This window comes from Vibrio iocasae (genome assembly GCF_042245395.1).
GTDB lineage: Bacteria > Pseudomonadota > Gammaproteobacteria > Enterobacterales > Vibrionaceae > Vibrio > Vibrio iocasae.
Genome location: NZ_CP145311.1, coordinates 2,498,248 through 2,510,469 on the forward strand (window position 1 = coordinate 2,498,248; position 12,222 = coordinate 2,510,469).

The following is a 12,222-nucleotide window of genomic DNA, read 5'->3' on the forward strand; positions in this document are numbered from 1 at the left end:
GCATTGCGACAAGTCGTTATGAATGTCACTTGTCGCATATGCAAACTAAATAAAGCGCTTATTTATTAACTGATAAGCAGCCATATAAGCTATCAGACATACTTTTCAGAAAAGTAGAGTAACTCGATTTTCCAACCGGAATATCTGTCCCTAACGGATCAAGAACCCCTATCCCAACATCGGTCCCTCTTGTCACGGATGTAATAATAGAAGGCTTAAACTGAGGTTCAGAGAAAACGCACTTGACCTCTCCGGTTTTCAACGTTTTCTTTATGTTGATCAGTGTCTTAGCGCCTGGTTTTCGCTCTGGAGAAACCGTAAACTGCCCTAGATTGTTCAATGAGAAGTATTCTTCAAAGTAGCCGTACGCATCATGAAAAACGTAGTAGCCTTGACTCTTTACTGGCTCTAACTGCTTTGTAATATCTGCTAGTGTTTGCTCAAGCTCTGTTACAAATTGCTGATAGTTGTTTTGATAGTTTGTTTTATTTTCTGGATCAATATCAGAAAGCTTGTCAGTGACTATTTTTGCAATCTGCTTAGACTGATCCGGACCTAACCATACGTGAGGATCATGAGTACCGTGGTCATGACCATGTCCCTCATGACCATGAGCGTGACCGCTACCAAACTCTCTAAGAGCGAGTCTCTTATCTTTGCTTAACTGAAGGGATTGAGGCTGGTTCGAAAGAACTTTTTCTAAAAATGGTTCCAGCTCAGGTCCAAACCAAATAACCAAGTCTGAATTCTTTATCTTCTTAACATCAGATGGTCTAAGTGCGTAATCATGTGGAGAAGCATTGGCTGTAACAATAAGATCTAACTCTGCCGTTCCTTGCGTAATCTCATGCACAATGAACTGAATAGGTTTAACACTAACAGCAACATTAAGCTGATCAGCTAAAGCTGGGAAAGGGATGAGCACTAACGCAATCATCAGTTTAATTAGTTTATTCAATGTAAAACTCCGTGTAGAATCAAAAGCGCATAAATGTTATATTATCACACTTTTGTTCGTAAATGAGAATTATTCATGACTACTTTAGTCAGAATGACTGAAATTAATGTTACATTTGGAGAAAGGAAAGCTCTGGATTCCATCAGTCTGGAATTAAAGCAGGGAGAAATTACCACTCTTATTGGTCCGAATGGAGCAGGTAAATCTACTTTGGTTAAGGTGCTTCTTGGCCTAAACAAAAACTACTCAGGAAAAGTAGAGAAATCAAAAAAGCTCACGATTGGTTATGTTCCTCAGAAACTTAAGCTAAACGAATCGCTCCCTCTGGATGTAAACCGTTTTCTAAAACTGGCTGGCAAGTATAGCGAACAAGAGAGAATTGATGCATTAAAACTGGTAGGGGCAGAGCACCTGCTAAAATCGAATATGCATGCGTTATCGGGTGGAGAGAGTCAGCGAGTTTTGATTGCGCGCGCACTGCTAAGACGCCCTTCCCTATTGGTACTAGATGAACCAGCTCAGGGAGTAGACGTTCAAGGGCAAATCGACCTGTACAACCTGATTGAGTCCATCCGACACCGTTTTAACTGCGCGATACTCATGGTTTCTCACGATTTACATTTAGTGATGGCAAAAACAGACAATGTTATCTGTATTAATCATCATGTTTGTTGCTCTGGCACGCCAGATCATGTCGCCTCTCACCCATCTTATGTATCTATGTTTGGTGGAAACATCGCAGACAAATCTCTTGCCTTTTATAGTCACGGTCATAGGCATCATCACGATCTCTCCGGAAATCCAGTAGAGGGTGATATTGAATCTTGCGGTAATCACAACCACGGGCACCATCATGATTGAGTTTCTTCTCCCCGCTATTTTGGCTGGCCTTGGTATAGCCATTATTTCTGGCCCGCTGGGTTCTTTTGTCGTCTGGCGTAAAATGGCCTACTTTGGCGACACTTTAGCTCATGCTTCTCTGCTGGGTATTTCTTTAGGTTTTTTATTGGACGTGAACCTATACGCGGCACTTGTTGTCTGTTGCTTAGCCATCGCTGTTATTTTGGTTGCACTGCAAAGGAAATCTGTTGTGGGTACAGATACTCTATTGGGTATTCTTGCGCACAGCTCTTTATCTTTAGGCATGGTGGCGATTAGCCTACTAGACAACGTACGTATCGATTTAATGAGCTATTTGTTTGGTGATTTGCTTGCTGTTACACCCGAAGATCTGACGTTTATTTTTGCTGGTGTCGTTGTTGTTTCTACGATTTTATTCCTGCTATGGAAACCACTGCTATCGACAACAGTCAGTGAAGAACTGGCCGCCGTAGAGGGGCTCAATGTCGATTTGATTCGTTTGGTTCTCATGCTGTTAGTCGGGATTGTGATTGCCGTTGGTATGAAGTTCGTCGGTGCGCTCATCATTACTTCTCTGTTAATTATCCCTCCGGCAACTGCCCGCAGATTTGCGCGAAATCCAGAACAAATGGTTGCGTTGGCATCCGCTATCGGTGCGGTTTCAGTCCTATGCGGTATTGCCCTCTCGTGGCAGTACGACACACCTGCCGGGCCATCTGTTGTTATCAGCGCAGCAGGTTTCTTCATATTGAGCCAGTTCAAACCTCAAAAGATCTGATTTACCAGCGAAATAACATTAAAGAAACTGTCCGGTGGGACGATACATAAGTATCTCCACCGGAAAGTGTTTCACAGGTAATGCAAGTTCAGGAAGCTATCGCTGATATTCAGATAAACGAGCTCAATTTTGGCAGCCAGATAAATAATGCTGTTGAACTTGGCAATCGTTCTGATTTTGCTCTACTGTTGGCGATGCTTTCCGGAGATGCTCGCGAAATTGAACCCATTGAGTACCTCGATACTACCGTTGATTCCGAGAATGACATTCGAATCAGACTAGGTGTTAACCCTTCTCAGCCACTCAGTTCTAGTAAAGAAACCTATTCGAAAGGCGCAGCTATTTCTCACAACTTCCATTCTGGCGGTATTGAAAGTGCCCGTCTGCAAAACGGGTTATGCCCTGACGCATTGGCCTATGTTGCTGAAAACACGCAAGGGTTGGGGGAAGATGTCTATCGAAACTTGTCTGAGCGAGAGCAAAAATTAGCGGCCAATAAGCCGATTTCCCCTATGGACACAAACGACTTATATCATAAGTTGGTAGTAGCTAACCGCACCAGTCAGATTAATGCTCAGGTCTAAATAAGATCTGATCAACCCGTCTAACTTTTGTGCGATTTCATTTCTTATTCCACATCTAAATGTGAAGCAGCCCTAAATCTACCACTTTGGTAGACAGTCAGTTCCTCCTTTCATGATGCCTTTCACAACTTAAACGCAGTATTCCTACCAATATTATTCTAAAAGAAAAACATTATGTTCCACTCAGGCTTTTATTTCAGCCACTTATAGCTCAGTCAGTTGTTCACAGAATTGGTAGTGTTTATGGATATTAATAACTCGGTCGTACTCATCACATCAGCAGGTTCCCCACTTGGAGGAATTCTGGCCAATCACTTTGCTCGTTTAGGGGCGAACATCATCCTATCTGACACTGACGAGAATAAACTGAAAGAGGTAAGTGAACGATGCAAATCCATCTCGGATAACATAAGCGACTTTCTTTTACCTGATCACTCTGACCATAGCGTTCAGGAGTTGCTCCACTTTGTTTCCGATAAGTATTCAAACGGTATAGATGTCTTGATCAACTACTGGCCAAGCAATCCATTTCCTACTTTAACCAGTGATGTGAACGGAAGTGATTTTTCTGAAACCTACGCTAAGTTTGCCTCATCTTTATTTAACTATGGACAAGCCTGTGCTCTGCAAATGCGCGACCACGAAAAGAATGGTGTCATTGTTAATATTCTGTCTCTATGTGACAACAAAGATACCCTAGGTATCGATAACGCCTCTTCCATTGTTTCCGGGATGACAAAAAGTTGGGCAAAAGAACTCAATCAGTTCAATATTCGTGTAGGTGGGGTCGTGCCTTCGCTTTCTCATTCCGCAAATGACGAATCGTTACATTGGTCTGAGTTAAATGATGAGTTGATAAGAAATACAGAATACATCGTGTCGAACGATTATTTCAGCGGTAGAGTCGTCTCGGCCGAGGTATAGAGTTACTTTCCTACAAATAGCAAAAAGCCCTATCAAGTGATAGGGCTTTTGTCTTATGAGACGATCGTGCTAGCGAAAAGATCTCATAACTTCATTCTTACTCTTTCGAGTTCGAATTACTTCTTCTCAGCTGGCTTCTGGTCAGCTTTTTTCTTGATTACTGTCGTACCTTCGAAAGTTTCACCTTCAACGTACGGCTTACCGAAGTAAGAAGCAATCAGAACTTCCTTAAGCTCAGAGATTAGAGGGTAACGAGGGTTCGCACCAGTACACTGGTCATCGAACGCTTCTACAGATAGCTCGTCAACCTTAGCCATAAAGTCTGCTTCAGAAACACCAGCTTCCTGGATAGACTTAGGCACATCAAGGTTAGTCTTAAGCTCGTCTAGCCATGCTAGTAGACGCTCGATCTTCTGAGCAGTACGGTCACCCGCCTGAGAAAGACCTAGGTGGTCAGCTACTTCAGCGTAACGACGACGTGCTTGTGGACGGTCGTACTGAGAGAACGCAGTTTGCTTAGTTGGGTTGTCGTTAGCGTTGTAACGTACAACGTTAGCAATAAGTAGTGCGTTAGCAAGACCGTGTGGTAGGTGGAACTCAGCACCGATCTTGTGAGCCATTGAGTGACACACACCCAAGAATGCGTTCGCAAATGCAACACCAGCGATAGTTGCTGCGTTGTGTACTTTCTCACGAGCGATTGGGTCGTTAGCACCGTTCGCGTAGCTTGAAGGTAGGTATTCTTTAAGCATCTTAAGAGCCTGAAGAGCCTGACCGTCAGAGTATTCGTTAGCAAGAACAGATACGTAAGCTTCTAGTGCGTGAGTTACTGCATCGTAACCACCGAACGCTGTTAGAGACTTAGGCATGTTCATTACTAGGTTAGCATCAACGATAGCCATCTGAGGAGTTAGCTCGTAGTCAGCTAGTGGGTACTTAGCACCAGTCTCGTCGTCTGTAACAACAGCGAATGGAGTAACTTCTGAACCAGTACCTGAAGTAGTAGTGATACATACAAGCTCAGCTTTCTGACCCATTTTAGGGAACTTGAAGATACGCTTACGGATATCCATGAATCGCATCGCTAGTTCTTCGAACGCTGTTTCTGGGTGCTCGTACATTACCCACATGATCTTAGCAGCATCCATTGGAGAACCACCACCTAGAGCAAGAATTACGTCTGGCTGGTAGCTCTGCATCATTTCAGCACCTTTACGTACAACAGATAGAGTTGGATCTGCTTCTACGTCGAAGAATACCTGAACTTCCATGCCTTGTGCTTTAAGCAGGCTAACTACATCGTCAGCGTAACCGTTGTTGAATAGGAAACGGTCAGTTACAAGGAATGCACGCTTCTTACCTTCTAGGTCGCCAAGAGCGATTGGAAGGCTACCACGGCGGAAGTAGATAGACTTAGGTAGTTTGTGCCACAACATGTTTTCAGCTCGCTTAGCTACAGTTTTCTTGTTGATTAGGTGCTTAGGACCAACGTTCTCTGAGATAGAGTTACCACCCCAAGAACCACAACCAAGAGTTAGAGACGGTGCAACGTTGAAGTTGTACAGGTCACCGATACCACCGTGAGTAGTAGGGATGTTGATCAGGATACGCGCAGTCTTCATCTTGTCGCCGAAGTACTTGATGCGGTCTTCGTTAGTGTCCTGGTTTGTGTATAGGCCAGATGTGTGACCGATACCACCGATTTCAACCATAGTTACTGCCTGAGCAACTGCGTCTTCGAAATCGTCAGCTTTGAACATACCTAGTAGCGGAGATAGTTTCTCGTGAGCGAATGCGTCTTCGTAAGCAACTTTACCCAGACCTTCACCAACTAGAACTTTAGTATCTGCTGGAACTTTGATACCTGCCATTTCAGCGATAGCTGGAGCTGGCTGACCAACGATCTTAGCGTTAAGAGCGCCTTCGATAAGGATGATATCGCGAACTTTCTTCGCTTCAGCTTTAGATAGAACGTGAGCTTTGTGAGAAGCGAAACGCTCTTTAACTTCTTCGTATACGTCTTTGTGTACGATAACAGCCTGCTCAGAAGCACAAACTACACCGTTATCGAAAGTCTTAGACATAAGAACAGATGCTACAGCACGCTTAACGTCAGCTGTTTCATCGATAACTACAGGAACGTTACCTGCACCTACACCGATTGCTGGCTTACCAGAAGAGTAAGCTGCTTTAACCATGCCTGGACCACCAGTTGCAAGGATAAGAGCGATGTCATCGTGCTTCATTAGGCCGTTAGAAAGCTCTACAGAAGGCTGGTCAATCCAACCGATGATGTCTTTTGGAGCGCCTGCTGCGATAGCTGCATCAAGAACAAGCTTAGCTGCATCGTTAGTAGAGTTCTTAGCGCGTGGGTGTGGCGAGAAGATAATACCGTTACGAGTCTTTAGAGAGATAAGAGACTTAAAGATCGCAGTAGAAGTCGGGTTAGTTGTTGGTACGATACCACAGATGATACCTACAGGTTCTGCGATAGTGATAGTACCTAGGTTTTCGTCTTCTTCAAGTACGCCACAAGTTTGCTCGTCTTTGTACTTGTTGTAGATGAATTCAGAAGCGAAGTGGTTTTTGATTACCTTATCTTCCACGATACCCATGCCAGATTCCTCAACAGCTTGCATAGCAAGAGGGATACGAGCTTGGTTAGCTGCAAGAGATGCTGCACGGAAGATTTTGTCTACTTGCTCCTGAGAGTATGTAGCAAATTCTGCTTGAGCCGCTTTAACGCGAGCTACCAGAGCATCAAGTTCAGCCATATTAGTTACAGGCATAATGAATCTCCATAAATATAAAAATTAAAAATTAAAAACTATTTAGTAAGGTCACTGAGTTCACAACCTTTTGAAAAAATGAAAGAACCCTACAAACTTAGTAAATTGTTTTCAGGACTGATTATAATATTTCACGCAATGAAAAAAATTGACGCAGATCAGTTATGAAAATTTAATTAATCCCTTTGGGTTAGACAACTTGAAAAACAAACCCTAACCAACTGTATTATAAGCCTTTACACAAATTGAGCAGAACGTGAGCAAATAAAACTTTCTGGAATTATTATTAATTTACTTAACAACAAGTCGTGTAAAAAACTTTCATTTTTATACAACTTCAATACAAATAACACCACATTCTCGTGCCACAAGCAGTATAGCCACTGTGATTAAGATCACCAGAACATAAAAAGTGTTTTTTAAAAAAGTGTGCTCTATATAACACTTTTTGGTTATTTGACGCTTTATTGCACAATATAGTCGAGCGAAAACTATCCGATTCTGACATCTATTGAGGTTATAGTTGCCTGTTACTCGCATCTGATAAGTAGAGACAATGGAAGACAAAAAACTAAAACATCAACTCTATGTCATTATCTTTGGCACCCACACCAAAGCCGGGAAAATCTTCGACCTCTCGTTAATCGCACTGATTTTAATTTCACTGGTTGTGTTGGTCCTGGATTCGATTCCGTCTATTAATGATAAGTGGGCAGCTTACTTGCGGGGAATGGAGTACGCCCTGACTGCTCTATTTACTCTGGAATACATTGTCAGGTTGTGGTGCTCACCTCAGCCAAAAGCCTATGCCACCAGCTTTTACGGTGTCGTTGATTTTCTTGCCATTTTACCTACGTATCTTGCCATCCTACTTCCTGGTGCAACATTCATGGGGGTGATTAGGCTGATTCGTGTACTAAGAATATTCAGAATCCTGAAACTTGTTAGATACCTTCAGGATTCGAACATCTTGCTTCGCTCCTTGCTTATGGCTCGAAGGAAGGTCTTTATATTCTTTAGTGCGGTTGCGATTCTGGTCACCATCTTCGGCACTATGCTGTTTGTTATTGAAGGACCAGAGAACGGATTTACAAGCGTTCCTCAGAGTATTTACTGGGCAATTGTTACGATTACGACTGTAGGGTATGGAGATTTAGTTCCACAAACTGCGCTTGGGAAAGGTGTGGCTGCAGTAACTATGCTGCTCGGTTACTCTATATTGGCAGTACCAACAGGGATCATTACTTCCGAATTAAATAGAGAAATGAACTCGCACAAGAGTTTAGTGAAATGTCCAAACTGTATGAAAACGGGTCATGAAGCTGACGCCATGTACTGTAAACACTGTGGAAGCGAACTGGCAGATCCTGATAAGAGGGTTGTACCCACCAGTTCACCATAAAGCTTCCGTTGAAGCTTTATGTTACATGCGAGCTTATCGCCATAGCTTTACAAGCAAGTATGGAACACTATTTGTGGCTCGTATCCCACATCTGATGGCGCAGTGTATTGAACATTACAGTTTCCGAAATCACCCGCGCTTTCATCTTGTAGGTCGGATGCTCTGGTTGCCAAAGCAAAAGAGATAGAATCTATGTCTTTTATATCGTACACCCACTCACTATCAATATCCGAATCACCGACATAATCTGAATCGTCCAAGCCAGATACCGCTAAGAAGATGCCTTCTAAGTTCCCAGCCGGGTAACCATAATGAGTTTCTATTTTTGTACCATCACTCAACTCTATATAAGCATCTGGGCTAGACTGAGCTAATGATTCAGTACCTTGAACAATGGCTTTGCCGTGTACGATCTCTACAGCCGAGGCCATGGCTCCTTTTAGACCGTGCGTTGTAGCCTCTGCGGCATCATCCTGAATATTAAGAAACTTTGGCGCTGCTGTAACCGCCAAAATTCCCAAAATAACAATAACAACAACAAGTTCGATTAGGGTAAAACCTTGACTCTTTTTCATCATTCACCTCGATTCATAAGACGAGGGAATATTAGCCATACCTAATCAAGCAAATGTCACGATAAAGTCAGAGAATAGAAAGTAAACGTTTGTACTTATTTTACCTATAAAAAAGGGCGCTAAACGCGCCCTCTCATCTCATTATACTGGTATCACTTTTCGTTCAGGATAATTCGCAGTGTACGACGAAGTGGTTCTGCTGCACCCCAAAGAAGCTGGTCACCTACTGTGAACGCGTTCAGGAAGTCGTTACCCATTGCCATCTTGCGCAGACGGCCTACAGGAACAGAAAGTGTGCCTGTTACCTTAGTCGGGCTTAGCTCTTGTGATGTAATATCACGATCATTAGGGATAACCTTAACCCACTCGTTGTGAGACGCGATGATGTCTTCGATCTCATCCATAGGAACATCTTGCTTAAGCTTGATAGTAAGCGCCTGAGAATGACAACGCATCGCACCGATACGCACACACGTGCCATCAATTGGTACTGGGTTATCAGAAAGACCAAGAATCTTGTTGGTTTCAACCGTACCCTTCCACTCTTCCTTACTTTGACCATTTTCACGCTTAACATCGATCCATGGAATCAAAGAGCCAGCTAGTGGTACGCCAAACTGATCCGTAGGGAAATCACCAGAACGCATGGTTTCTGCCACTTTTCTATCGATATCCAGAATCGAGCTTGCCGGATCGGCTAGTTCGTCTGCTACAGAATCACGGATAACACCCATTTGAGAGATAAGTTCACGCATGTTCTTCGCACCAGCACCAGAAGCAGCCTGATACGTCATTGCACTCATCCACTCGATTAAGCCCTTCTCATATAGACCACCAAGGCCCATAAGCATCAAACTCACCGTACAGTTACCGCCAACAAAAGTGTTAGTACCCGAGTGAATACCTTGCTGAATCTGAGCAAGGTTAACCGGGTCAAGAGTGATAATGGCGTCATCTTTCATACGAAGTGTCGAAGCTGCATCAATCCAGTAACCTTTCCAACCTGCCTGACGTAGCGCTGGATATACTTTTTCAGTATAACCACCACCCTGACAGGTGATCACTGCGTCTAGCTGCTTAAGGCTTTCAAGATCGAAAGCATCCTGAAGCATACCTGCATCTTTTCCAAGGTTAGGAGCAGGAATGCCTACCTGAGAAGTACTATAAAAAACGGGTTCGATATGATCGAAATCTTTCTCTTCAACCATTCGTTGCATCAGTACAGAACCAACCATACCGCGCCAACCAACTAAACCTACTCGCATCATACTTCTTCTCTCCATGTAAATTATTCAGTAAAGTACATTCATCAATAATAAATTACGCATGAGAAAACAAGCTTTTTTCAGCGAAAAATGAAATTATTATTGCGAAACGCCTATTTTCAGTAGTTTAGTAAGATCAAAAAAAGCGACCATTGGCCGCTTTTTTACATTCATGACAGTCGATTTGATCAGGTATTAACTTTCCAGAGAAACATTCGCCACAGGAAAAGTCTGTGAAATGTATTTCGACAGAGCATAAATCAGAGTCGCAATGCCAAGCATCTCGAGCGTTTCTTCACAGGTATAAGAGATAGAGTAAATCAGTGTATCTTCACCGGTTGAATCCGCTAGCGCACCACCCAACAACTCGAATCCTATCGCACCACAGAAAAATAGAGTAGCAGCCAAAGCAAACAGTTTCTTCATGTTGCTTGCCAAACCCAGATAGAACTTCAAGTAAGTTGCAGCAAGAATCAGGGCCAAAACACCGTAAGGGATTACCCATGCAAAGTAAAAGATACCTGATGCCCCCATTGCATCTCTCACAGGATGAACAAACATCTCGTGAAAAGCCGATGTTTCATCGATTGCCAGGTAGACAAAAATCAGTGACAAACCGAACCAAGGTACAGATGCTTCCTCTCTTTTATAATGAGTGTAGCCAATCAATAGCAGACCAATCGCAGCGACCAACATTGCACAGGAAGAATAGAGTGTTGCAATGTTCATCTCTGTATCGAAATCGACTAAGCGGATAAATGTTTTTATATGGGGAAAGTTCATGAAATGCTTTGCTATCACACCGGCGATATTAGCAAGCAATAACAACCCTATCACTGAAAGAAAAAATTTCAGAACCTGATTTGGGCGTATAACGATATTCACAGTTGCTCCTACATGCACTTGTTGTTGGAAGCGCGGAGACTATTACGCATCTCATACTGCAATGTTAGGTAACTGTCTTGTTTTTAAGGGTTTTTTCAATGTTTGGTCAAGAAATTAAAAGGGGATTATTATTTATCCCCTTTTTGACTATAAGTTAACTGTTTCGAGTTAATTGGTCCTTGAGATTCGGTGGCGTCCCTTTTATAGTCAGGGTGTCGGTATCCGGATCATAGAAAATACGCTCACCTAACAGCATGCTATCGAAGTTGATGCTTAAACCACCACCTGAGCCAACATACTTAGCCAGTTTTCGCACCGTTCCTCTGTCAGCAGGGAAACTCTCTTCTAACTCGTAGCCTCTCTCCTGAGTGTAATCAAAGAAGCTAGTACCATCATCACTAACAGGCAGTTCACCTGACAGCTCTTTTACTTCAACTTCTTCGTTAGACTTTATCTGCTCATTACAGTATTCGAAAACCTGCTTTTTATAATTGTCTGACTCTTCTTTATTAAGCTGAGAATCAGAGCAGTAGTCCTCGACTGCTTGCATCAGAACCTGATTCTGAACTTTTGTATCCAGTCCGACTTCTGCCTGAAGGAAATCAAGGAAAAAATCTGCAACTTTGCGCCCTACTCTCCCCTTTATGTAGGACAAATATCGGTTGGATTCAGAATCAGTCTCTAAAGTTGAGAGGTCAACTCTTGCCGCAATATCCATTTTACTGATATCAAGGTAATCCGTTGCACTGATATCCAGCTTGTCGTTTACCTTCAGGCTTTGCATTGACGGCAACAATGCGATAAAAAGGTAATCTGTTGCAAGTGACTGATATTCAGCTAAAACCAGTATGCCTTCTTCGGCAAATGGATATTTTTTTAGCTCTTCTTTTAGTCGCTGAGCACTTTTTTGTGAGAAATCGTAAAAAGTTTGATCTTTGTGGCGAAGTTCTTGCAACCACTGATGAAATTCGCTGTCAGACTGAAAAGTGCCAAAGCCCTTACCGGCTTTTGCATTGAAAACCCGATGTAGCTCAGCTACCAGGTTTTCAGAAAAGGAATCAAGTTCGAGTGCATCGTCTCTGTATTTAACGACCAGTTCATCCTGATCGTTTTTAACTAACTGATGTAAAATAACGTTAGAAAGTTTAAGGCTCATAGCTATAAATTCACTGCTCGGGTTTCAGTTGTGAGGAAGAGTAGG

Annotated in this window: 11 protein-coding genes; 5 read left to right on the forward strand and 6 right to left on the reverse strand. The window is 42.9% G+C overall.

Translation table 11 applies throughout. From position 1 onward, the window contains the following. Positions 1-58: 58 nt before the first annotated feature. Positions 59-937: a zinc ABC transporter substrate-binding protein ZnuA gene (gene znuA, locus SNR28_RS21125; protein ID WP_375754135.1), complete on the reverse strand. Its 879-nt coding sequence runs from the start codon at positions 935-937 to the stop codon at positions 59-61. Positions 938-1,033: 96 nt separating this feature from the next. Between znuA and znuC the strand changes: the two genes are divergently transcribed. From znuC to SNR28_RS21145, 4 genes are all read left to right on the forward strand, one after another. Beyond that, on the forward strand, positions 1,034-1,819 hold the full coding sequence (znuC, locus tag SNR28_RS21130) for a zinc ABC transporter ATP-binding protein ZnuC (protein WP_375750680.1): 786 nt from the start codon (positions 1,034-1,036) through the stop codon (positions 1,817-1,819). Continuing rightward, positions 1,812-2,597, forward strand: a complete 786-nt coding sequence (gene znuB / locus SNR28_RS21135; protein WP_375750681.1) for a zinc ABC transporter permease subunit ZnuB — start codon at positions 1,812-1,814, stop codon at positions 2,595-2,597. The genes znuC and znuB overlap by 8 nt, the downstream gene beginning before the upstream one ends. A gap of 80 nt (positions 2,598-2,677) precedes the next feature. Further along, positions 2,678-3,181, forward strand: coding sequence for a VC2046/SO_2500 family protein (locus SNR28_RS21140; protein ID WP_375750683.1), 504 nt, complete (start codon positions 2,678-2,680; stop codon positions 3,179-3,181). A gap of 243 nt (positions 3,182-3,424) precedes the next feature. Beyond that, the gene (locus SNR28_RS21145) at positions 3,425-4,105 is read left to right on the forward strand and encodes an SDR family oxidoreductase (protein WP_375750684.1); all 681 of its coding nucleotides are present in this window, start codon (positions 3,425-3,427) and stop codon (positions 4,103-4,105) included. A 116-nt stretch (positions 4,106-4,221) separates the two neighbouring features. On the opposite strand, the gene adhE is transcribed toward SNR28_RS21145, so the two are convergent. After that, positions 4,222-6,894, reverse strand: a complete 2,673-nt coding sequence (adhE, locus tag SNR28_RS21150) for a bifunctional acetaldehyde-CoA/alcohol dehydrogenase (protein ID WP_375750686.1) — start codon at positions 6,892-6,894, stop codon at positions 4,222-4,224. Positions 6,895-7,450: 556 nt separating this feature from the next. On the opposite strand from adhE, the gene SNR28_RS21155 reads away from it, so the two are divergent. Then, positions 7,451-8,296: an ion transporter gene (locus SNR28_RS21155; protein ID WP_375750687.1), complete on the forward strand. Its 846-nt coding sequence runs from the start codon at positions 7,451-7,453 to the stop codon at positions 8,294-8,296. 47 nt (positions 8,297-8,343) lie between these two features. Here the strand turns inward: SNR28_RS21155 and SNR28_RS21160 are convergent, their stop codons facing one another. The 4 genes from SNR28_RS21160 to yejK all read right to left on the reverse strand — a co-directional run bounded on the left by SNR28_RS21160 (position 8,344) and on the right by yejK (position 12,177). Then, entirely contained in the window at positions 8,344-8,874 is a 531-nt protein-coding gene (locus SNR28_RS21160) for a type II secretion system protein (protein WP_375750689.1), read from the reverse strand. Positions 8,875-9,023: 149 nt separating this feature from the next. Further along, on the reverse strand, positions 9,024-10,136 hold the full coding sequence (gene asd, locus SNR28_RS21165) for an aspartate-semialdehyde dehydrogenase (RefSeq protein ID WP_375754136.1): 1,113 nt from the start codon (positions 10,134-10,136) through the stop codon (positions 9,024-9,026). 195 nt (positions 10,137-10,331) lie between these two features. Further along, entirely contained in the window at positions 10,332-11,021 is a 690-nt protein-coding gene (locus SNR28_RS21170) for a hypothetical protein (protein WP_375750690.1), read from the reverse strand. A 154-nt stretch (positions 11,022-11,175) separates the two neighbouring features. Continuing rightward, entirely contained in the window at positions 11,176-12,177 is a 1,002-nt protein-coding gene (gene yejK / locus SNR28_RS21175) for a nucleoid-associated protein YejK (RefSeq protein WP_375750691.1), read from the reverse strand. Between the last annotated feature and the right edge of the window lie 45 nt (positions 12,178-12,222).